Origin of the sequence: Peptoniphilus asaccharolyticus DSM 20463 (assembly GCF_900176115.1) — a bacterium.
In the GTDB taxonomy this organism is placed as follows: Bacteria; Bacillota; Clostridia; order Tissierellales; family Peptoniphilaceae; genus Peptoniphilus; species Peptoniphilus asaccharolyticus.
In genome coordinates this window covers 667,468-691,012 of record NZ_FWWR01000009.1, presented here as the reverse complement: position 1 = coordinate 691,012, position 23,545 = coordinate 667,468, and the positions used below count along the sequence as shown (strand labels likewise).

Sequence of the window (23,545 nt, the reverse complement as noted above, 5' to 3'; positions counted from 1 at the left end):
TTGAAATATATACTTTCAGGTGGAGGAACCGGTGGACATATATATCCGGCCTTGGCAATAGCAGAAGAAATCAAAAAAAGAGATGCTTCAAGCAAGATACTTTATGTTGGTAAAATAGGTGGACTTGAAGAAGAGTTGGCTAAAAAAGCAGGTTTTGAATTTAAAGGAGTTCATATAGAAGGACTTCCAAGAAAGAAAATAAATATTCAAACCGCAATCACAATGTTTGCTCTTTTAAAAGGACTTAGAGAATGTGATAAGATAATAAAGACTTTCAAACCAGATGTAGTAATAGGAACAGGTGGATATGTATGTGCTCCTGTTGTTATGAAAGCTCAACAAAAAGGCATAAAGACTATTATTCAAGAGCAAAATGCTTATCCAGGAAAGACTAACAAATTCTTGGCGAAAAAAGCTTCATTATTGGCTTTGAACTTTAAAGAAGCTGAGAAGTACATGGAAAACAAAAATATAATAATAACTGGAAACCCTGTTAGAGAAGATTTTGCACTGATGAATAGAGAAGAAGCCAGAAAAAGTTTGAACTTAAAAGATGATGAGAAGTTAGTATTGTCATTTGGTGGCAGTGGTGGACAAGAGTCAACTAATGATGCCGTGTTGGATATTTTAAAGAAGAAACTTGATTTTAAATTAGTTCATATAACAGGAAAACCACATTATGAAAACTTTGTATCTGAAATGATAGAAAATGAAAATGCAGAGATACTAAATTATTCAGATGAAATTCCAAAATATATGTTAGCAAGTGATTTGGTAATAGCTAGTTCATCAGCTATGACATTGGCAGAAATATCTCAAGTTGGAAGAGCTAGTATACTTATACCAAAAGCTTATACTGCAGGGAATCATCAATATTACAATGCCATGAGTTATAAAGAAGGCGGAGCATCTGTTGTGATTTCTGAAGATGAATTGACAGGAGATAAGCTTTTAGAGTCAATAGTATCTCTTTTAGAAGACAAAGACAAAATAGATGTAATGGCAGAAAATTCTAAAAAACTTGGCAATCCTGATGCTGTAAAGAAATTGGTTGATGAAATTCTAAAATTAGTTTAATTAGAAAGTAGAAACAGATGAAAAGACAGGATAGACTTGCGAAATATGAATATAGAAGAAAGAGAAAAAAATTCCTCAACAGACTTTTCTTTATCTTGACCTTGACTATTGTCATAGCTTTTGCTTTAAATAAAGCAGGCGTGTTTAATGTGGTAGATATAAAAGTGAAGGGAAATGAACGGTTAAAATCAGCGAACGTTATAAAGGCTTCTGGAATAAAAATAGGAGAGAGTTATTTTTCACTATCACCGGACACAAGAGAAAGAGATATTGAAAAAATACCTTTAGTTAAGTCTGCTAAAGTTGGATTTAATTTAAAAAGAGAAGCTGTTATAAAAGTGGAGGAGAGAGTTCCCAAGTTTCAAGTAGAGAACTTTTTAGAATACTATATAATTGACGAAGACATGAGAGTTATAGCTAGAGAAAATTCGAAATCAGAACTTCCTATGATTGAAGATAATTTCAAAAAATTTGGATTGGGAGATTATCTATATAAGGATAAAGATAAGGTAGAATTTTTCAAACAGCTTATTCAACAGTCTGTCTATGAAAATATTGAAGATATAAATTTTCAATCTAATAATTCCATTTTTACCAAAGATGGAATCCAAATAGTCATAGGTGATTTTGAAGACCTAGATTATAAATTCAGAATGCTTGAAGAAATATTAAAAGATATAGAGGCAACCGGTAAAAATGCTAGAAGGATAGAGTTAGATAAAGAAGATCCTATAGTTATGGTTGATGAGCAGACAAAAGGAAATAGTGAAAAGAATTTAGAGGAAAGTCAATAATTTTCTCTAAATATTGACTATTTGTAGATTATTTCATAAAATATAAATAAGTTTATGATAAAGACGTTTTAATAGGAGGATGTGTATGTTGGATTTCGATATGGACCATGACGAATTTGCGAAAATTAAGGTTGTGGGCGTAGGTGGCGGTGGAAACAACGCTGTAAACCGTATGATTAATGCGGGAGTAAAAGGTGTTGAATACATTGTAGCTAACACTGATAGACAAGCTTTAAAAAATGCATTAGCTGAAAATAAAATACAAATTGGAGAAAAATTAACAAAAGGTTTAGGCGCTGGAGCTAATCCAGATGTTGGAGAATCAGCAGCAGAAGAATCAAGAGACGAAATTAGAGAAGCTCTTGAAGGTGCTGATATGGTGTTCATTACTGCCGGAATGGGTGGTGGAACAGGAACAGGAGCTGCTCCTGTAATAGCAGATGTGGCTAAAGAAATGGGACTTTTAACTGTAGGGGTTGTAACAAAACCATTTACATTTGAAGGACATAAGAGAGCTAAATCTGCAGAACGTGGAATTAATGCACTTAAGGGAGTTGTAGATACTCTTGTAATAATTCCTAACGATAGACTTTTATCTATTTCAGATAAAAAGACTAGTTTCTCAAAAGCTTTTGAAATGGCTGATGATATCTTAAAACAAGGTATCCAAGGTATTTCAGATTTAATTTCTGTACCTAACTTAATCAACCTAGACTTCGCCGATGTTAAGACTATTATGTTTGACAAGGGTGTTGCTCACATGGGTATTGGTATTGCATCTGGTGATGACAGAGCTCAAGAAGCTGCTAAGATGGCTATTAACTCACCACTTCTTGAAACTTCAATACAAGGGGCTAAGTCAGTACTTCTTAACATAACAGCAGGTAATGATTTAGGAATCTTTGAAGTTAATGAAGCAGCTGATTTAATTCGTGATTGCGTAGATGAAGATGCTAACATTATCTTTGGAGCAGGAATTGATGAAACTCTTAAAGATGCTGTTAAGATCACTGTAATAGCAACTGAATTTGACCAATACAAAGAAGAAAAGTCAAAGACATTTTCCTCATTTCCAAGAACTGAGCTTAAAAGAGAAATTGAAAATAATAGTGAAAAAGATAGTGGGGATCTTAACATTCCACCATTCTTAAGAAATATAAGAAAGTAGTACCTCATCTTAGATGAGGTCTTTTTTTTAATAAATTTGGAGGTTAATTTATGAAGTGCCCATATTGCGGATATACCGATTCAAAAGTTTTGGATTCAAGACCTACTGATGAAGGAAATGCCATAAGGAGAAGAAGAGAATGCAATCAATGCAAAAATAGATTTACAACTTATGAGAAAGTTGAAGAAACTCCTGTAATGGTAATTAAAAAAGATGGCACTAGAGAAGCTTTTGACTCTCTGAAAATTATTAAGGGAATGATTAAATCTGTAGAGAAAAGACCGGTTTCTATAGAGGATATTGAAAAAGCTGCTTGGAATATAGAAAGAGAAGTGCACAGTTCTTTCAAAGGTGAAGTTACTTCTAACGAAATAGGAGAGATGGTTATGAAAGAGCTGAAGGATTTAGATGAAGTGTCTTATATTAGATTTGCTTCAGTATATAGACAATTCAAAGATGTAGAGAGCTTTTTCAAAGAATTAGAAGAGATGATTAAGAGTAGAAAGTAATGGATTTATTTAGTTTAAACTTAGAAAATAATTTAGAACAAAAACAACCCTTAGCTTCAAAAATGAGACCTAAAACTTTAGATGATTTTGTAGGACAAAAACATTTGGTAGGGCCAGGCAAATATCTTGAACGAGTTATAAAGTCAGATAGAGTGCCATCGATTATTTTTTATGGGCCTCCTGGAGTTGGAAAGACAACTCTTGCTGAAATAATAGCCATAACAACCAATAAACAATTTTTGAGAATATCTGCAGTCACATCAAATTTAAAAGAGTTGAGAGACACGCTGAAGATAGCTGAAGATTCTTTAAAATATGAAAATATAAGTTCGATATTGTTTATAGACGAAATCCACAGATTCAATAAGACACAACAAGATGCTCTTTTGCCATTTGTGGAAAAGGGAATAGTTACTTTAATAGGAGCTACCACTGAAAATCCATATTTTGAAGTAAATCGAGCTCTGATATCCAGATGCCAAATTTTAAATTTAAAGCCACTTTCTGAATTGGAAATAGAATATCTTTTAAAGAAAACTTTAAATGATAAAAAATCTTTTGATGGTTTGAGTATAAGAGTGGACGAAGAGGCAATAAAGTTTTTGGCTGTGACTTGTTCGGGAGATGCAAGGCTTGCTCTAAATTCACTGGAGATAGCTGTGTTTTCAACAGATGCGGTAGATGGTTTAATTCACATAACAGTTGAAGATGTTGAAGAGTGTATTCAAAAGAAAAATTTAGTTTATGATAAAGGCGGAAATAATCACTATGATGTGATATCAGCTTTTATAAAATCTGTAAGGGGTTCTGACCCAGATGCTGCAATATTTTATTTAGCAAAGATGTTAGAATCTGGAGAGGACCCTAAATTCATAGCGAGAAGGCTTATAATTTTAGCTTCTGAGGATATATCTAATGCAGACCCTTATGGCCTTGTGATGGCGAATGCAGCGTTTAATGCGGTGAATGTGATAGGGATGCCGGAGTGTAGGATTAATCTTGCTCAAGTTACCACATATCTTGCATGTGCTCCAAAATCAAATGCGTCGTATCTCGCAATAAACGAAGCCATGAATGATGTAAAAAATTCTAATTTTACTGTGCCTATGCATCTTAGAGATAGACATTCTCCTGATGTGGACTTAAATAAAAAATATATGTATCCGCATAATTATAGTGAAGGATATGTTGAGCAAAGATATTTACCGGAAGAAATTGACAAAATTTATTATCGTCCGACCGACAGGGGACATGAAGAAAAAATTAAGGAATTTTTATCTAAAATAAGACATTATAAATAGCCTTAAATTGACAAAAACACCGTATTTGTTCTATAATGAAATACATTGTTACGATAGGAGGAAGTATGAAATTAACAGTTAGAGAAGTTTTAAAGAACAGTAAAGATTATTTAAATAAAGAAATTGTGATTGAAGGTTGGATTAAGACAAGTAGAGCATCTAAAAATTTTGGTTTTATTGAACTGAACGACGGCTCATCTTTTTCAAGCCTTCAAATAGTTTATGGTGATGAAGTGGACAACTTCTCAGAAATTGAAAAGTATACTATCAGCTCTTCCTTAAAAATAGAGGGTACTGTAGTTGAAAGCCCGGGTTCAAAACAAAGTATAGAAGTACATGCTAAAAAAGTTACTCCTATTAGTATATCTGAACCGACTTATCCACTTCAAAAGAAAAGACACACAGTAGAGTATCTAAGAACACAAGCGCACTTAAGACCAAGAACAAACTTGTTCAATGCTGTTTTTAGAGTTAGATCTATTATTGCTTATGCAATACATAAGTTCTTCCAAGACAGAGGATTTGTATACGTACACACTCCAATAATAACTGCATCAGATGCAGAAGGTGCTGGAGAAATGTTCCAAGTTACAACATTAGATTTAAATGATGTACCTAAAAAAGATGGAAATGTTGATTTTTCAGAAGATTTCTTCTCAAAAGCAACTAATTTAACAGTATCGGGACAATTAGAAGCTGAGGTATTTGCAGAAGCTTTTGGAAATGTTTATACTTTTGGGCCTACATTTAGAGCGGAAAATTCAAACACTCAAAGACACGCAGCTGAGTTTTGGATGATTGAGCCTGAAATAGCATTTGCAGACATAAATGTAAATATGGATATTGCAGAAGAAATGCTTAAATATATAATAAAATACGTTCTTGAAAATGCAGAAGAAGAAATGCAATTTTTCAACAACTTTGTAGATAAGGGACTTTTAGAAAGATTAAACCATGTGGTTACTTCAGATTTCGGAAGAGTAACTTACACTGAAGCTATAGAAGTTTTAAAGAACTCAAATGCTGAATTTAAATATCCTGTTGAATGGGGAGTAGACCTTCAAACAGAACACGAAAGATATTTAACGGAAGAAGTTTATAAAAAACCTGTATTTGTAACAAACTATCCAAAAGAAATAAAAGCCTTTTATATGAAAGAAAATGAAGATAAGAAAACTGTAGCAGCAATGGATTTATTAGTTCCAGGTGTTGGAGAAATAATAGGCGGAAGTCAAAGGGAAGATAGTTTAGAAATTTTATCGAATAAAATGGAATCTTTGGGAATGAATTTAGAAGATTATTCATGGTATTTAGATCTTAGAAGATACGGTTCAGTTCCTCACTCAGGATATGGTCTGGGCTTTGAAAGAGCGGTTATGTATATAACAGGAGTGAAGAATATAAGAGACGTAATACCATTCCCTCGTACAGTAGGAACAGCAGAATTTTAGGAGGAAATATGTCAGTTTATAATCCAAAAGATATTGAAAAGAAATGGCAAGATTTTTGGGAAGAACACGATACTTATGTAACAAAAAATGATTATGATAAAGAACCATTTTTTGCATTAGTAGAGTTTCCATATCCATCAGGACAAGGTCTACATGTAGGACATCCTAGACCTTATACAGCACTTGATATAGTTGCTAGAAAGAAGAGATATGAAGGGTTTAATGTACTTTATCCAATGGGATGGGATGCATTTGGATTACCTACAGAAAACTATGCTATAAAAAATAAAATACATCCAGCAAAAGTAACAGCTGATAATGTTGCTAGATTTAAAGAGCAATTGAGATCTATTGGTTTCTCATTTGACTGGTCAAGAGAAATAAATACAACAGATCCAGATTACTATAAATGGACTCAATGGATATTCTTACAACTTTACAAGAAAGGTCTTGCATACAAACATGAAATGCCAATAAACTGGTGCCCTTCATGTAAAGTAGGTCTTTCAAATGAAGAAGTAATCGGTGGACATTGTGAAAGATGTGGAACTGAAGTAGTTAGAAAAGTAAAAAGCCAATGGATGTTAAAAATTACTGAGTATGCTGAAAGATTAATAAATGATTTAGATGATGTAGATTATATTGAAAGAGTAAAAACTCAACAAAAAAATTGGATTGGTAGAAGCGAAGGAGCTGAAATCAAATTCTCATTAAAAGACTTGGATTATGAACTTGAAATATTTACTACAAGACCAGATACAATTTTTGGAGCAACATATATGGTTGTTGCACCAGAACATCCTTTGATTGAACAATTTAAAGATAAATTAGAAAATTTAGATGAAATAGAAGCTTATAAAGAAGAAGTATCTAAGAAATCAGACTTTGAAAGAAGTGAATTAAATCAAGGTAAGACAGGTGTAGAACTAAAAGGTATTAAGGCAGTAAATCCTATATCTAATAAAGAAATACCTGTTTGGATTTCTGACTATGTGCTTATGACTTATGGTAGTGGAGCTATAATGGCAGTTCCAGCTCACGATACACGTGACTGGGAATTTGCAAAGAAATTTGGCTTAGAAATAATACCTGTTATAGAAGGCGGAAATATTGAAGAAGCTGCTTTTGTTGACACTAACACTGGAATAATGATAAATTCTGGATTTATGAATGGTCTAAGTGTAAAAGAAGCTATCGAAGCAATGTTAAGCCATATCGAAGAAAAGGGATTAGGACATAAAAAAGTTAACTACAAGTTAAGAGACTGGGTATTCTCTAGACAACGTTACTGGGGAGAACCAATACCTTTGGTATATTGCGAAGACTGTGGTTGGGTTCCAGTTCCTGAAGAAGAACTTCCTATACTTCTACCAGACGTTGAAAATTATGAGCCTACTGATGATGGAGAAAGTCCACTTTCAAATATTGATTCATGGTTGAATACAACTTGTCCACACTGCGGAAAGCCTGCAAAACGTGAGACAGATACTATGCCACAATGGGCGGGATCTTCTTGGTACTACCTAAGATATACAGATCCTAAGAATGATAAAGCTCTAGCTGATCCAGAAGCTTTAAAATATTGGACACCTGTAAATTGGTATAACGGAGGTATGGAACATACAACTCTACACTTACTATACTCAAGATTCTGGCATAAATTCTTATACGATTTAGGAATAGTTCCAACTAAAGAACCATACGCAAAGAGAACATCTCACGGAATGATTCTTGGTGGAAATGGAGAAAAGATGTCTAAATCAAGAGGAAACGTAGTAAATCCTGATGAAATTGTTGAACAATATGGCGCTGATACTTTGAGAACTTATGAAATGTTCATTGGTGATTTCGAAAAGAATGCGCCTTGGTCAGAAAATGGAGTTAAGGGTTCAAGAAGATTCTTAGAAAGAGTTTGGAATCTTCAAGATATTCTAACAGATTCAGAAGAATACACACCAGAACTTGAAAAGTCAATTCATAAAGCAATTAAAAAAGTTTCAGAAGACTATGAAAATTTAAAAGCTAATACAGCTATAGCAACACTAATGAGCTTGACTAATGAGTTCAATAGTTTAGGTAAACTTTCAAGAGAAGACTTTAGAACTTTCTTGATGTTATTAAATCCAGTTGCACCTCATATAACAGAAGAATTATGGGAGGTAAATAAATTAGGTGGTTATCTAAACGAGAACTCATGGCCTGTATATGATGAATCTAAGACTGTTGATACAGAAATTGAAATACCAGTTCAATTTAACGGCAAGGTTAGATACACTGTAAAAGTTTCTCAAGATGCAACTCAAGAAGAAGTTAAAAAAGTAGTTGAAGAAGATGAAAATTACAGTAACCAAGTTCAAGGAAAACAAGTAGTTAAAGAAATCTACGTGCCTAAGAAAATATATAATATAGTTGTTAAATAGAATAATAAGCCCTACCTTTTGGTAGGGCCTATATACACTCTAAATAATCTAAGTTTTGTTGATAAGCAATATGAGGATCTATGAGATTCTCTTATTTTTTTGTAACTTTATAACTAATATGGCATAAAAAGTCTGCGTGAGTTATAATTGTTAAAATGAGGTGAACTATGAGAAGTATGACCGGTTATGGAGTCGGAAAAATTGAAAATGAACACTATGATTTAAAGGTTGAAATAAGATCTGTAAATAGTAGGTTCACTGATATAAATATACGACTTCCTAAAATTATTTTTAATCTTGAAGAAACTGTAAGAAAAAATATAAAAGAGAGAATTTCAAGAGGAAAGTTAGATGTTTATATAAATTTAAACATCTATAATTCAGATAATATGAATGTTAAGGCTAATTTGGACCTGGCGAGAAACTATCATAGTGCTTTAAGTTCTTTAAGTGAAGAATTTAATATCTCAAAACCAATAACCCTTAGCGATTTATATTTAAGAGAAGGTGTATTAGAAGTACACGAAATTGAAAACGACTCAAGTTTCTACAAAGAAGCTATATTTGAAGCGACCAGCTTAGCTATAAGTAGCTTAATAGAGATGAGAGAAGATGAAGGTAAAAACTTAAAAGAAATTTTAATAAAAGACAAGGATCTTTTGTATGATATGGTTAGCAAGGTCAATGAAAAAGCACCTAAAGTTGTGGAAGAAAACTTGAAAAAAGTTGAAGATAAAATAAAATCAATAACAGGTGAAGAAAAATTAGATATACAAAGACTTACAACTGAATTGGCTATAATGGCAGATAAGTTGGCAATTGATGAAGAAATTGGAAGACTTTTTTCCCATATTTCGCAGTTTGATAGTATAATAGATTCTAAAGAGCCAGTAGGCAGAAAACTTGATTTTTTAGTTCAAGAAATAAATAGAGAAGTAAATACTATAGGTTCTAAATCTACAAATGTAGAAATTTTAGGGCTTGTAGTAGATATGAAATCACAAGTAGAGAAGTTAAGAGAGCAAATTCAAAATATAGAATAGATGGGAGTGATCTTTTGTCAGCAGGATTTTTATTAGTGCTATCAGGTCCTTCAGGAAGTGGTAAGGGAACAGTTAGCCAAGCTTTAATGGAAAAAAATGATCAAATATCTTTTTCAACATCAGTAACTACTAGGACACCAAGACCTAATGAAGTCAATGGAGAAAATTATTTTTTCACTTCAATAGAAGAGTTTGAAAAGATGGTTGAGCAAGATGAATTGTTAGAGTATGCATTTGTACACACTAACTATTACGGAACTCCAAAGAAGTTTGTATTTGATGAAATAGAAAAAGGTGAAATTGTACTTCTTGAGATAGATGTTCAAGGAGCACTACAAATTAAAAAGAGATATAAAGAAGCTGTATTTATATTCCTTCTACCACCAACAATGGATGAATTAAAGTCTAGACTTATAAAGAGAGATACTGAGACTGAAGAAGAAATAAATACACGTTTTAAAAATGCTTTTAAAGAACTTGACTTTGTTGGAGAGTATGACTATTTTGTAGTTAATAGTAAGGTTGAAAATGCAGTTCAAGATATAGAAAATATTATTGAAGCTGAAAAATTAAGAGTAAAACGTCATAAAGATATTAAAGCAGAAGTTATGGCAGAAAGAGGAGGAAATAAGGAATGAATATTCCCTCATTTAATCAATTAAGAAAAATATCAAGTAGTAGATATGGACTTGTTATGTTAGTTTCAAAAAGATCTAGAAAATTAGTGGATGGAAATGATCCTCTAATAAAGACTAAACATGAAAAGCCTGTTTCTATAGCAATAGAAGAGATAATAGATGGTGCTGTAAAATTTGGAGAACCTATGAGCGATAAAGAATATCTTAAAAAAATAGAAGCACAAAAAGAAGCTAAGTTAAATAAACTTAGAAACAATGATGAATCAGAACTTGATGTAGATGGTGTTGAACAAATTGGAGAAGATTTAATTGAATCTTAAAAACAAAAATATATTATTAGGAGTTACTGGAGGGATTGCAGCATATAAATCTCCGGGAATTGTTAGTATATTAAAAAAGCTAGGAGCTAATGTAAAAGTTATAATGACAGAAGCTGCTACAGAATTTATAACTCCTCTTACATTTCAGACTATGTCAAATGAAATAGTTCATTATAAAATGTTTGAACAACTTACAAATATGGATGTAGAGCACATTTCATTGGCAAAATGGGCTGATATGATAGTGGTTGCTCCTGCAAGTGCAAATACAATTGCAAAGTTTGCAATGGGAATAGCGGATAATCTTTTAACTACAGTGTTAAGTGCTAGTAGGTCTAAGGTTATGATAGTTCCGGCTATGAATACCTATATGCTAAATTCAGTAGCAAGCATAGAAAATATGGAAAAGTTAAGAAGTCGTGGAGTTATAGTTACAAACACTCAACACGATTTACTTGCGTGCAATGATGTTGGAGATGGAAAGATGTTAGAGCCATCTCAAATTGTTGAACTTATAGATTTCCATTTGGCAGAGAAGGATTTGGAAGGGTATAATTTTGTTATAACAGCAGGTCCTACTCAAGAGTCAATAGATCCTGTTAGATTTATTTCAAATCACTCAAGTGGTAAAATGGGATATGAACTTGCAAAAAATGCATCTAAAAGAGGAGCTAAAGTTACATTGATTTCAGGGCCTACAAATTTAGAAAAGCCAAATGTAGCAAATTTTATTTCAGTTAAAAGTACCCAAGATATGTTTGATGCTGTAGAAAAGAACTTTGATAGTGCGGATGTACTTATAAAAGCGGCAGCTCCTGCTGATTTTAAACCTAAAAACTATAGCGTTGATAAAGTTAAAAAGACAGAATCTAATATCGAAGCTTTGGAACTTGTGCCAAATCCTGATATAGCTAAGTATTTTGGAGCTATAAAGAAAAATCAAGTAATAGTTGGTTTTGCGGCTGAATCAAGAGATGAATTAAATTATGGTTTAAAGAAACTGGAATCTAAAAATTTTGACATGATTGTTATAAACAATATAACTCAAAAAAATGCCGGTTTCAAAAAAGATATAAACACTGTAAAAATAGTCGACAGAAATAAAAATATCACTGAGCCGGGGACAATGTCAAAAGAAGAACTTTCTCATGTGATAATTAACAAGGCATTAGAATTTTTAAGAGCAAGATAATTTCTTGCTTTTTTTATGATGTGGAGGAATATATGAAATTTGTAGAAGTTTTTATAAAAAATAATATATCAAAAATAGATATCTTGTATACATACTCCACTGATTTAGATTTACAACCAGGTATGAGAGTTGTGGTTCCATTTGGAAAGGGAAATTCAACTAAGATTGCACTTGTACTCAGAGTTGTAAATTCATTTGATGGGAAATATAAATTAAAAAAAGTAATAGAGCAAATAGATTACGAACCAATACTGACAAAAGATTTGATTGAGTTGGGATTTTATATGAATGAAAAATATCTCACAACCTTTAATCAAAGTTTTGCACCAATACTTCCGCCGGGTGACTTTAAGACAGTTAAGACAAAATTTAAAATTGTTGATGAGAGTGGATTGTCAGAAGCTGAAATATTTAGATTGAAAAATTTAGAAAATCAAGATAAAGAGTTTATCTCTCAAATGCTACAACGCAAGAAGATTAAATCTGAAATTTTAGTGGATACAGAAAGTGGAATTAAAACTCAACTTTTTATAGAGCTTGAAGAAGATTATTTAGATAGATTGGCTAGTGGAGAAGTTAAACTAACTGAAAAACAATCGTTAGTTTTAAAATATTTATCCAAAAATGGAAGTGTAAAGCAAGCTGATTTATTGATGGAGTTAGGCGTGTCTAATTCTCCGATAAAGTCTTTGGAGAGTAAAAACTTAATTAAGCTGGTAAACAAGCAAGTCTATAGGGATTTAAGAGAAGCAAAGACATATAGTGCTCACAATCTAAATTTAGAACAAATAAGTGCAGTAGAAGGAGTTTTGAAAACTGAAAAAACAGTATCTCTTTTGCATGGTATGACTGGGAGCGGAAAGACAGAAGTTTATTTAAAATTAGCTGAAAAGATAATTGAACAGACTGGTCAAGTTATAGTATTGGTTCCGGAAATTGGTTTAACGCCTCAGATGATAGAGAGGTTTTTTGGAAGATTTAAGGGAAGGGTTGCCGTTATACATTCCAAACTTTCTAGAGGAGAGAGATATGATGCTTGGAGAAAGATAAAAAACTCTGAAGTTGATATAGTCGTTGGAGCGAGGTCGGCAGTGTTTGCTCCTTTTGAAAATTTAAAATTGATAATTGTAGATGAAGAGCATGACAACTCTTATAGATTTCACAACGCATTAAGATATGACACAATTGAAATAGCGAAAAAGAGAATGGAATTATTGAATGGTAAAGTTTTACTTGGGAGTGCAACACCGGATGTAACAAGCTATTATAAAACTCAAACTGGGGAGTATAGTCTATTTAATTTAAATAAAAGGGCAGTGACTGGGGCTAAGCTACCGCAAGTAGAAATAGTTGACATGCGAGAGGAACTATTAAGAGGAAATGTTTCTATATTTAGCGAAAATTTGAGAAGTAAACTTGAAACTACTATGAAAGAAAATAGACAGGCGATACTTTTCTTAAATAGAAGAGGATTTTCACATTTCATATCTTGTAGAAGTTGTGGCCATGTTATAAATTGTGACAACTGTGATATCTCCATGACATATCATAAATCGATTAATAGACTTAGATGTCATTACTGTGGAGAAACAAAACCTGTACCAAAAGTTTGTCCGAAGTGCGGTAGCAAATATATAAAACAGTTTGGGATAGGAACTCAAAAGGTTGAAGAAGAGTGTCAAAAACTTTTCCCAGATAAAAAAATTATTAGGATGGACCGTGATACAACAACTAAAAAGGATGCTTATGAATCTTTTTATGAGATGATGAAGAATGGCGAAGCTGATATATTGATAGGAACTCAAATGTTGGCGAAGGGACTTGATTTTGAGGATGTGACTTTGGTTGGAGTCATAGCTGCTGATTTGTCTTTGCACATTTCAGATTATAAGGCAGAAGAAAGTACATTTGATTTGTTAACTCAAGTTTCGGGCAGAGCTGGAAGATCAAAAGAGCAAGGCTATGTTGTAATTCAAACTTATTCTCCAGATAATTACTCTATACAGTGTTCATCAAGTTCTAACTATATAGAGTTTTACAAACAAGAAATAGAAAATCGTAAATTATACGGATATCCTCCTTTCCAAGAGATGATAAATATATATTTTTCATCTGAGAAAAACCAAAGTTTGGAGAACTTTGCCAATGAAATTTTAATGAATATAGGGAGAAAAATAGTTGGTTATGAAGTACAATATAGTAGAATAATAAATATGCCGAAGATTCAGAATGTCTATAAAGTAAAATTTACTTTAAAAGTAGCGCCTGAAAATTCGGATAAGTTATCTCGGGAAATAAAACGGGTATTAGATGAATATAAATCTAAAAGTGAGAATTTAAATATATATACAGATGTAGAATTTAAGAGGTGATATAGTGGCTATTAGAAATGTAAGAATAGATGGAGATCCAATTTTAAGAAAGAAATCAAAAGAGGTTTCAGAAGTAACTCCTAGAGTTAGAGAACTTATAAGCGATATGTACGATACAATGTATGACTCTGATGGAGTTGGAATTGCTGCAGTACAAGTTGGAATTTTAAAGAGAATAGTGGTTATAGATGACAGAGAAGGAAATAAATTTACTTTAATCAATCCTGTTATAAAAAATCCTACAGGTGAACAATTGGGAATGGAAGGTTGCCTTTCTGTGCCACAAAAGCAAGGTAGAGTAAAGAGATATAATGAACTTGAACTTGAGTACACAGATGAAAGTGGAGAAAGACACGAAGTGGTTGTAAATGAATTTTTAGCTAGAATTGTACAACATGAGTTAGACCATTTAGATGGCGTACTATATTCTGATAGAGCTGAAGAGATGTATGATTTGAGTGAATTAGAAGATATAAGCGAGGAATAGTAATTTGAAAGTAGTATTCATGGGGACTCCTGAATTTTCTGTATTGCCACTTGAGGAAATTAATAAATATCATAATGTTGAATTAGTTGTGACTCAAGAAGACAGAAAAAAGGGGAGAGGTAAAAAATTATTACCTCCAGAAGTAAAACTGGCTGCAGAAAATTTAGGTTTAAAAGTTTATCAACCTGAAAATATAAATAGTGAAGAATCCATTGAAGTTTTAAGAAATATAGAAGCGGATGTATTTGTGGTAGTGGCATATGGTCAAATCTTAAAACAAGAGATTTTAGATATGCCGAAGTACGGCTGTATAAATATACACGCATCTCTTCTTCCAAAACTAAGAGGAGCGGCACCTATAAATAGAGCGATAATTGATGGAGATAAAGAAACCGGAATATCAATTATGAAGATGAACAAAGGTCTTGATACTGGGAATGTGGCTTTAAGTGAATCTATTTCAATAGAAAATTTAAATTCTGAACAGTTGGCACTTGAACTTTCAAAAATGGGTTCAAAGCTTATATTAAAGTTTTTAGAAGATGTAGAAAATGGGAATATAGTATATAAACCTCAAGATGAATCTATTTCAACGTATGCTGAAAAAATAACAAAGCAAACTGCATATATAGATTTTAATAGTATGAATACTTTCCAAATAGATAGATTAGTCAGAGGTATGACAGATAGAGGTGGAGCTATAGCTCAATATAAAGGCGATAGAATAAAGATATTTGATGTAGAGTCTATAGATGATGGTTCTAACGAAAAACCGGGCAAAGTTTTATCTGGATTAAAGGTCAAAACTTTAGATGGAGCAATAGAGATAAAAGAACTTCAAATGCCTGGAAAGAAAAGAATGGACTCCAAAAGCTTTATGTTGGGAAATAGACTTGAAGAGGGAACCATATTAGGGGAGTGATTTTTTGTACGGATATGATTATTTAAGTTATATACTACCGGCAATTTTACTATTGTTATACGCACAATATAAAGTTAAAAGTGCTTATTCTGAATATTCTAAAATTGATTCAAGAACGGGGCTTACAGGTGCAGATGTTGCTGAAAAGATATTGCATAGCCATGGGTTGTATGATGTGAGAATAAATAGAATAGCTGGTAATTTAACAGATCACTACAATCCACAGACAAGAGAATTAAATTTATCTGATGGAGTTTACTCAAAGACAAGTATAGCTTCTCTTGGGATTGCAGCTCACGAAGTTGGACACGCAATTCAACATCAAGAAGGATACACACCACTAAAACTAAGAAGTGTTTTAATTCCTATGGCAAATATAGGCTCTAATTTTGGAGTATATATGGTCATAATGGGACTTATTTTTTCACGAGTATTAGTCAATGTTGGAATAATATTTTTTGCAGCTTCAGTTTTATTTACCATAGTTACACTACCCGTTGAATTTGATGCGTCAAGAAGAGCTCAAATTGAATTGGAAAACTACATGGGACATGAAGCTCTTATTGGTTCGAAAAAAGTTTTAAGTGCAGCGGCACTTACTTATGTAGCATCGACAGTTATGGCAGTTTTACAATTGTTGAGATTGTTGAGCATTTCAAGGAAAAGATAGAAGAATGAAAGATATGAGAAGAAAGGCACTAACTATAATTGACGATGTTATTTATAAAGGTGCCTTTCTAAATGAGGAACTTTTGATAGCATATAAACCAAAAGATGATATAAGGGATTATAATTTACTTACTCAAATTACAACAGGCGTAGTTAAAAACAAACTACTTTTAGAATATGTCATAAGGAAGAATTCTAAAATTAGAATAAAAAAAATACATAAAACTATTTTGAATATCCTTATGATTGGAGTTTATCAAATCTTATTTTTAGATAAGGTTCCTAGTTATTCTGTTGTGGATGAGTCTGTGAAACTTGCTAAAATATACGGGAATAAAGGCTCAATTGGTTTTACAAATGCAATTCTTAGAAATATTGTGGCCAAAAAAGATGAGATAATAAAATCTAATTTTTATACAGATGAAATAGAAGACATAGCTCAAAAATTTTCTGTGTTATATTCACACCCTATTGAGTACGTAGAGAGTTTGTTGAGTGAAAAAGAAGAGGCATTTGTAGAAGAACTTTTAAAAGCTAATAATGATAAGCCACCATTTACGATAAGAGTGAATACCAAACTATGTAGTAGAGAGGATTTAAAAGCAACTTTAGAAAAAGATGGATACGTTGTAAACGAAACTAAGTATTCCAAATATGCATTACAGATAGAAAATCCAAGTGGGATAATAGAGACTTCATCTTTTAAAAAAGGAGAATTTTATGTACAAGATGAGGCATCTATTTTAGCAGTGGAGTTATCTGATTATAGAGCAAAAGATATTCTTGATTTATGCTCCGCTCCGGGAGGTAAATCTATAAATGCAAAACTGTTAAATAGTGATGCAAGTATACTGTCTTGTGATATTTCAGATAAGAAAACTTCTTTGGTTAAAGAAAATTTTAAGAGACTAAATTTGGAGTCTTCGGGAATTATAAAAAATGATGCAACAATCTATAATAAGAATTTAGAAAATAAGTTTGATCTTGTGATCGTAGATGCTCCGTGCTCAGGGCTTGGTCTTATAAGAAGAAAACCTGAGATAAAGTGGAATAGAAGTTTAGAAAATATTAAAGGTTTATCAAAGATTCAAAGCGACATACTAAAAAATGCAGCAAGATATGTTAAAATTAAAGGTATGATAATATATTCAACTTGTACCTTAACAGTTGAAGAAAATGAAGAAGTGATTGCTGAATTTTTAAGAGAAAATTCAAACTTTGAAGTTATAAAAACTAAAGAAAAGGATACTTTAAAACTATATCCAAATGTTCATGGAACAGATGGTTTTTCAATAACTAGATTGGTAAAGGTAAATGAAAATTAATAATATGGCACTTGCTGAGTTACAAGAGTGGACTCAGCAAAATGGATATCCTAAGTTTAGAGCTAAGCAGATATATACGTTTTTTAATAAGAATCAGAGGATTGATATTGAAAATTCGAATTTATCTAAAGATATTATAGAAGCTGTTGGCTCTGATTTGGATATAGCAGAAATTGAATGCGAGTTTTCATCGAAGTTAGATTCAACTAAAAAATATCTTTTTAAATTAAATGATGGAAATTTAGTAGAGGGAGTTTTGATGAAATATAAACACGGCTATTCTCAGTGTATTTCAACGCAAGTTGGGTGCAGAATGGGGTGTGTTTTTTGTGCGTCAACAAAAGCAGGTCTTATAAGGAATTTAGCTCCGGCAGAAATGTTAAGACAGGTTTATAGTGTTGAAAACAAACTTGGCATAAGAGTTTCTAATATAATTCTAATGGGGAGTGGAGAACCATTAGATAACTATGAAAATGTAATAAAGTTTCTAAAAATTTTTCATTCTGAAGAAGGTCACAACATGAGTTATAGAAACATGACTATTTCAACTTGCGGGGTAGTCGATAGAATATATGATTTAGCTAAAGAAAATTTGCCTATAACATTGGCGATATCTCTGCATAGCCCAAATGATGAGACGAGGTCTAAAGTACTTCCAATAAATAGAAAGTATAATCTTGACAAATTAATAGAAGCTTGTAAATACTATTCAGAAGAGACTAAGAGTAGGATAACTTTTGAATATACATTAATAAGTGGAGAAAATTCGTCTTTATCAGATGCAGAAGAATTATTCGATTTACTTAAGGGATTAAAATATCATATAAATTTGATTCCTTTAAATTCGATTGAGGAATATCAAAAAGGTAGACCATCTATTGAAGAAATTGAAAAGTTTAAATCAAAACTTATATCTTACGGAGCTGAGGTTACTGTTAGAAGAGAACTTGGAAAAGATATAAGTGCATCATGTGGACAACTTAGAAGAAAGTATGAAGGTGGTATTAATGAGGTTTGTTCATAGAACCCATAAAGGTAATATAAGAGAAATCAATGAAGACTATTATTATGTTCCTAAGGAAGATGGAAATTTATTTATCTTAGCGGATGGAATGGGTGGACATTTGGCTGGAGAAACTGCATCTAAAATGGCAGTAGAAACAGTGGTTGAAGAATTGTCAAAAAAAGAGTTTAAAAGTACTGAAGAGCTTATAGAAAGTTTAAAAGAAGCTGTTAGAAAATCCAATGAAATAGTTTATAAAAAATCTCTGGAAGAATTAAATTTAAGAGGTATGGGTACCACTATTAGTATAGTATATGTATACGACAATAAGTTTTTCTATACTAATGTAGGAGATAGTCGAATATACAGAATAGACGGCAGTATAGAACAGATTACAAGAGATGATTCTTTTGTAAATTACTTAGTGGACTTAGGAGAAATCACCGAAGAAGAAGCTAAGGAACATCCGAAGAAGAATGTAATAACTAGGGCTATAGGTACTTCGGAAAATTTGATTCCAGAAGTGATGAGTTTCGATTTGAACTCAGGAAAGATACTTATGTGTTCAGATGGACTTTCAAATATGGTTTCAAACGAAGAAATGTTAAAAGTTTTGCAAAATGAAGAACTTGAAGATTCAGCTGATGAGCTATTAGAAAAAGCTTTAAAAGCAGGCGGAATTGACAATATTACATTTATCATTATAGAAATTAAGTAGGTGCTTTATGATAGGGAAAATACTTGGTAATAGATACGAAATATTAGAGAAAATTGGCACAGGTGGAATGGGAGATGTATACAAAGCTCATTGTCACAAGCTAGATAGAATAGTAGCTATAAAAGTGTTGAAAGCTCAATATAACGATGACAATAATTTCATTAGAAAATTTAAAAGAGAATCTTTAGCAGCTGCAAGCATATCACATCCTAATATTGTAAGTATTTATGATGTTGGGACTGAAGAAGTTGATAGCGAAAAAGTTCACTATATAGTAATGGAATTTATAGATGGTAAGACATTAAAAGAATTAATAGCAGATGAAGGTAAAATACCTGAAAAAAGAGCTCTTAATTATTTAGCTCAAATAACAGAAGCTCTTAAAGTAGCCCATAATAAGGGGATAGTTCACAGAGATATAAAGAGTCAGAATATAATGGTCACAAAAGACTATAGAGTTAAAGTGACTGACTTTGGTATAGCGCGTGTCGCTGATAATGCAACAGTGACAGCTACAAATGCCATAATGGGTTCTGTACACTATTTTTCTCCTGAACAGGCAAGAGGTTCTAAAGTAGATCATAGATCAGATATATATTCACTTGGAATAGTTATGTTTGAAATGTTGACTGGCAGAGTGCCCTTTGATGCAGACAACCCTGTGTCAGTTGCCCTTATGCAAGTACAAGGTAATATGCCAATACCTTCTACAGTGGTGCCGGATATATCTAAAGAAACTGATTCAATAGTATTGAAAATGACACAAAAAGACCCTGACGATAGATATGCAGATGTCTCAGAGTTGATGAAGGATATAAAAAATATACAACTTGGGAAAACTAATCCTAATATGTATTCAACTACTACAAGAACGGGAAGGACTTCTAATCTATACGCCAATAGAAATACAGAGCCATCTAAAAAAGTAGTTAGAAGAAGAGCAACTGAAAATTATCCTAGAGAAAAGAAATCTGAATCTAGAGAATATAAGAAGAAAGAAAAATCATCACTACCTGTAATGTTAGGTGTACTATGTGCTTTGTTGCTTGTATTTTTAATTATATATATAGGACCAAATGCATTTAAATCATCACAAGAAGGAAAGATTGTAACAGTGCCTGGATTGGTAGGCAAGAGTGATAAACAAGCTAGAGAAGAATTAGAAGCTCTTGGGCTAGTAATAGATATAGAAGCTGTTGAAGATCAAGGTGAAGATTCAAAAATTGAAGATAGACAAGTTTTAAGTCAAGATCCCATAGCGGGAGAGAAGATAAAAGAAGGAAGTACTGTAGTGGTTAAGGTAAATGTGAAACCACAAACAGTTGTTGCTCCAAATCTTGTTGGAAAAACTTTAGAACAGGCAAAATTATTATTGGATCAATCAGGTCTTTTGGTTGGTGATATAAAGAATTTACCATCTGCAGACTATGAAGAAGGTCAGATATTCCAACAAGAACCTGAAAATGGAGAAAATGTACCTGCTGGATCAAAAATAAAATTATATATATCTTCAGGTAAAGATAAGAAAGTTATAAAAATTCCTAATATATCTGGTTTGAGCGTAGATGATGCAGAGATAACTCTGAAGAGTTTGGGATTTGAAGTTAAAATCAAAGAAGTTAATTCTTCAAATGTTGATTTTGGTGAAGTTTCAGATTATAACCCTAAGGGAGAAGCTGAACAAGGTTCAGTTATAGAACTGCTTATCAGTAAAGGGCCTGAAGAAAGTTCCAATGACAATGATAACTCTGATAAGAAATCAAGAGAAGAACATTCATCAGCTCCTTCAGATATAAATGTAGATGTACCTGATGATGGGGAAACTCATAGTTTAACAATTACAAGATATACTAAAAACGGCAAGCAATATGTACTTGCCGATTTTAAAAATCTAAAAGAAGATTTTGTCCAAAATATTGATTATGCTAAAAAAGGTGACAGATTTGAAGTTATACTTGATGGCAAAGTAATAAAAGACATTGTTTTAGAATAGGTGATATATGAAGGGTAAAATTATAAAATTAACAGGTGGGTTTTACTATGTAATTAGTGATGATACAGTTTATGAAACAAGAGCCAGAGGTCTTTTTAGAAATGAGGATAAAAAACCTTTGGTTGGAGATATTGTAGAGTTTAAAATGCAAAGCAATCTAGGATATATTGAAAATATATATCCTAGAAAAAATGTACTGAAAAGACCTACTGTTGCAAACGTTGATCAAGTGTTGATAGTTATTCCAACTAAAGACCCTATGTATAATTTAAATTTAGTAGATAAGATAATAGCTTCTTATGAAGATGAAGTTGAAATCTTAATAGCTATAAATAAATATGATTTAGATAAAAAAGAAGCAGAGTACTTATTTGAAACATATAGAAAAGCAGGTTTTAAAACTTTTTTAATTTCCTATAAATACACTTTTACAGTTGATTTACTAAGAGAGTATCTAAAGGGAAAAACCACTGCTCTTTCGGGAGTTTCTGCAGCAGGCAAATCTACTATAATTAGTCACATATTAAAGAAAGACGTTCAAATAGGAGATGTGTCTGAAAAGACAAAAAGAGGAACACATACAACGAGACACGTTGAAATAATTTCTGGGGATGACGATACTTATGTATTTGATACTCCTGGATTTTCAAGTTTTGAATTAGATATAAAAGCAGATGAACTAAAAGAATATTTTAGAGAGCTTGAAAAGAATAGAGAAAATTGTAAATTCCAAGATTGCAGACATATAAATGAACCTGGGTGTGCAATAAAGAAATTAGTGGAAGAGGGAGAAATTCCTCAATCAAGATATAATAGTTATGTTCAAATTTACAATGAGTTAAAAGAAAAGGAGCGCGTATGATTTCACCATCAATACTATCATGTGATTTTACAAAAATAAGAGAACAATTTGAAATGATGAACAAGGCTGGAGCAGACTATGTTCATGTGGATGTAATGGATGGAATGTATGTACCAAATATTTCATTTGGGCTAGCTATAATTTCTCAACTTAGAGAGTTAACAGAAATACCGTTTGATGTGCATTTGATGATAGAGCAACCTGAAAGATATATTGAGGACTTTGTAAAAGCAGGAGCAGATATAATAACAGTCCACGCGTCAGCTACAAAGCACTTAAATAGAACTTTAAACTTGATAAGAGAAAAAGGCGTTAAAGTTGGACTAGCAATAAATCCAGCTGAGAGTTTGTCCATTTTAGATTATACAATCAAAGACTTAGACTTACTTTTACTGATGAGTGTAAATCCTGGATTTGGGGGACAAAAATTCATAGAGCAAGTTTATGACAAGATAGCATGTGCTAGAGAGATAATCGATAGAGAAAATCCAAACTGTATTCTTGAAGTTGACGGGGGAGTTAAGTTAGATAATGCAGAGAGAGTTTATAAAAGTGGAGCAAATCTATTAGTTGCCGGTTCAGCTGTTTTTGGAGTGGAAGATCCGATGAAAGCTATTGAAGATTTTAAAAGGATTGGAAAATGAAAGGTGTAGTAGTTTCAGGAGGGAGCAAAGTAAATCCTGAAATATTAAAAGAGTACACAACAGATGCGTATATAGTATGTTGTGATGGTGGAATTAAAAATTTTTACAATTCTACTATCTTGCCAAACATAATAGTTGGAGATTTTGATTCAATAGATGAAAAAGGAAAAAAATTTATTGAAGAAAAAAATATAGAAAAGAGAGTTTATAATCCAATTAAAAATTTTACAGACACAGAGGCTGCAATAGATATTGTACTTGATATGAACTTTAGTGAAATAATAATACTTGGAGCTTCAGGCACTAGGATGGATCACACTCTTGCTAATATATTTTTATTGCAAAAGCTATTTGGAAAGACTAGAGCGAAAATGGTAGATAACCATAATATAATAGAGTACGTTGAAAAAGGAGAGTATTTCTTTAAGAAAGATAGGCATGGTTACATCAGTGTAGTGGCTATAAGTAAAGAAATAGTTTATTCTACAGATGGAATGAAATATGAAGCTGATGAATTAAAAATTTCAACAAGTGAAATTAGAGGTGTCAGTAACGAAATTAAGGGTGACACAGCAAAAATCACAGTACACGAGGGAAGAGGATTTATCATCAGGTCTATTGATTGATAAATCCTTTT

22 protein-coding genes are annotated in these 23,545 nt (G+C 32.2%); all 22 read left to right on the top strand.

Annotation, left to right across the window (positions count from 1 at the left end; genetic code table 11):
* The 22 genes from murG (at position 1) to B8869_RS03950 (ending at position 23,534) form a co-directional block, all read left to right on the top strand.
* Complete coding sequence (murG, locus tag B8869_RS04055; RefSeq protein ID WP_084230438.1) at positions 1 to 1,077, top strand: undecaprenyldiphospho-muramoylpentapeptide beta-N-acetylglucosaminyltransferase; 1,077 nt, start codon at positions 1 to 3, stop codon at positions 1,075 to 1,077.
* Between the two features lie 17 nt (positions 1,078 to 1,094).
* On the top strand, positions 1,095 to 1,871 hold the full coding sequence (locus B8869_RS04050; RefSeq protein ID WP_084230437.1) for a cell division protein FtsQ/DivIB: 777 nt from the start codon (positions 1,095 to 1,097) through the stop codon (positions 1,869 to 1,871).
* Positions 1,872 to 1,956: 85 nt separating this feature from the next.
* Positions 1,957 to 3,039, top strand: coding sequence for a cell division protein FtsZ (gene ftsZ, locus B8869_RS04045; RefSeq protein WP_084230436.1), 1,083 nt, complete (start codon positions 1,957 to 1,959; stop codon positions 3,037 to 3,039).
* A 50-nt stretch (positions 3,040 to 3,089) separates the two neighbouring features.
* Complete coding sequence (gene nrdR / locus B8869_RS04040) at positions 3,090 to 3,548, top strand: transcriptional regulator NrdR (RefSeq protein WP_084230435.1); 459 nt, start codon at positions 3,090 to 3,092, stop codon at positions 3,546 to 3,548.
* Positions 3,548 to 4,849: a replication-associated recombination protein A gene (locus tag B8869_RS04035; RefSeq protein ID WP_084230434.1), complete on the top strand. Its 1,302-nt coding sequence runs from the start codon at positions 3,548 to 3,550 to the stop codon at positions 4,847 to 4,849. Before nrdR ends, B8869_RS04035 begins: the two co-directional genes overlap by 1 nt.
* Positions 4,850 to 4,914: 65 nt before the next feature.
* Positions 4,915 to 6,300 carry an asparagine--tRNA ligase gene (gene asnS, locus B8869_RS04030; protein ID WP_084230433.1) on the top strand — a complete coding sequence of 462 codons (1,386 nt, stop codon included), beginning with the start codon at positions 4,915 to 4,917 and terminating at the stop codon, positions 6,298 to 6,300.
* Positions 6,301 to 6,308: 8 nt separating this feature from the next.
* Positions 6,309 to 8,720 carry a leucine--tRNA ligase gene (leuS, locus tag B8869_RS04025; protein ID WP_084230432.1) on the top strand — a complete coding sequence of 804 codons (2,412 nt, stop codon included), beginning with the start codon at positions 6,309 to 6,311 and terminating at the stop codon, positions 8,718 to 8,720.
* Positions 8,721 to 8,887: 167 nt separating this feature from the next.
* Positions 8,888 to 9,763 (top strand): YicC/YloC family endoribonuclease, encoded by an 876-nt coding sequence (locus B8869_RS04020; RefSeq protein WP_084230431.1) that lies wholly within the window; start codon positions 8,888 to 8,890, stop codon positions 9,761 to 9,763.
* Between the two features lie 14 nt (positions 9,764 to 9,777).
* A complete protein-coding gene (gene gmk / locus B8869_RS04015; RefSeq protein ID WP_084230430.1) occupies positions 9,778 to 10,401 on the top strand; it encodes a guanylate kinase in 624 nt (207 codons plus the stop codon).
* A complete protein-coding gene (rpoZ, locus tag B8869_RS04010) occupies positions 10,398 to 10,721 on the top strand; it encodes a DNA-directed RNA polymerase subunit omega (RefSeq protein WP_084230429.1) in 324 nt (107 codons plus the stop codon). Before gmk ends, rpoZ begins: the two co-directional genes overlap by 4 nt.
* Complete coding sequence (gene coaBC, locus B8869_RS04005; protein WP_084230428.1) at positions 10,711 to 11,913, top strand: bifunctional phosphopantothenoylcysteine decarboxylase/phosphopantothenate--cysteine ligase CoaBC; 1,203 nt, start codon at positions 10,711 to 10,713, stop codon at positions 11,911 to 11,913. The genes rpoZ and coaBC overlap by 11 nt, the downstream gene beginning before the upstream one ends.
* 32 nt (positions 11,914 to 11,945) lie before the next feature.
* Positions 11,946 to 14,285 carry a primosomal protein N' gene (gene priA / locus B8869_RS04000; protein ID WP_084230427.1) on the top strand — a complete coding sequence of 780 codons (2,340 nt, stop codon included), beginning with the start codon at positions 11,946 to 11,948 and terminating at the stop codon, positions 14,283 to 14,285.
* Between the two features lie 4 nt (positions 14,286 to 14,289).
* Positions 14,290 to 14,772 carry a peptide deformylase gene (gene def, locus B8869_RS03995; protein ID WP_084230426.1) on the top strand — a complete coding sequence of 161 codons (483 nt, stop codon included), beginning with the start codon at positions 14,290 to 14,292 and terminating at the stop codon, positions 14,770 to 14,772.
* Positions 14,773 to 14,776: 4 nt separating this feature from the next.
* Positions 14,777 to 15,694 (top strand): methionyl-tRNA formyltransferase, encoded by a 918-nt coding sequence (gene fmt, locus B8869_RS03990; RefSeq protein WP_084230425.1) that lies wholly within the window; start codon positions 14,777 to 14,779, stop codon positions 15,692 to 15,694.
* Positions 15,695 to 15,698: 4 nt separating this feature from the next.
* Positions 15,699 to 16,364, top strand: coding sequence for a zinc metallopeptidase (locus tag B8869_RS03985; RefSeq protein WP_084230424.1), 666 nt, complete (start codon positions 15,699 to 15,701; stop codon positions 16,362 to 16,364).
* Positions 16,365 to 16,368: 4 nt separating this feature from the next.
* Complete coding sequence (gene rsmB / locus B8869_RS03980; RefSeq protein ID WP_084230423.1) at positions 16,369 to 17,688, top strand: 16S rRNA (cytosine(967)-C(5))-methyltransferase RsmB; 1,320 nt, start codon at positions 16,369 to 16,371, stop codon at positions 17,686 to 17,688.
* Positions 17,678 to 18,712: a dual-specificity RNA methyltransferase RlmN gene (gene rlmN, locus B8869_RS03975; RefSeq protein WP_084230422.1), complete on the top strand. Its 1,035-nt coding sequence runs from the start codon at positions 17,678 to 17,680 to the stop codon at positions 18,710 to 18,712. The genes rsmB and rlmN overlap by 11 nt, the downstream gene beginning before the upstream one ends.
* Positions 18,696 to 19,409: a Stp1/IreP family PP2C-type Ser/Thr phosphatase gene (locus B8869_RS03970; protein ID WP_084230421.1), complete on the top strand. Its 714-nt coding sequence runs from the start codon at positions 18,696 to 18,698 to the stop codon at positions 19,407 to 19,409. The genes rlmN and B8869_RS03970 overlap by 17 nt, the downstream gene beginning before the upstream one ends.
* Before the next feature lie 7 nt (positions 19,410 to 19,416).
* Entirely contained in the window at positions 19,417 to 21,402 is a 1,986-nt protein-coding gene (gene pknB, locus B8869_RS03965) for a Stk1 family PASTA domain-containing Ser/Thr kinase (protein WP_084230420.1), read from the top strand.
* A gap of 7 nt (positions 21,403 to 21,409) precedes the next feature.
* The gene (gene rsgA, locus B8869_RS03960) at positions 21,410 to 22,264 is read left to right on the top strand and encodes a ribosome small subunit-dependent GTPase A (protein ID WP_084230419.1); all 855 of its coding nucleotides are present in this window, start codon (positions 21,410 to 21,412) and stop codon (positions 22,262 to 22,264) included.
* Positions 22,261 to 22,908 carry a ribulose-phosphate 3-epimerase gene (gene rpe, locus B8869_RS03955; RefSeq protein ID WP_084230418.1) on the top strand — a complete coding sequence of 216 codons (648 nt, stop codon included), beginning with the start codon at positions 22,261 to 22,263 and terminating at the stop codon, positions 22,906 to 22,908. Before rsgA ends, rpe begins: the two co-directional genes overlap by 4 nt.
* The gene (locus B8869_RS03950) at positions 22,905 to 23,534 is read left to right on the top strand and encodes a thiamine diphosphokinase (RefSeq protein WP_084230417.1); all 630 of its coding nucleotides are present in this window, start codon (positions 22,905 to 22,907) and stop codon (positions 23,532 to 23,534) included. The genes rpe and B8869_RS03950 overlap by 4 nt, the downstream gene beginning before the upstream one ends.
* Positions 23,535 to 23,545: the final 11 nt, after the last annotated feature.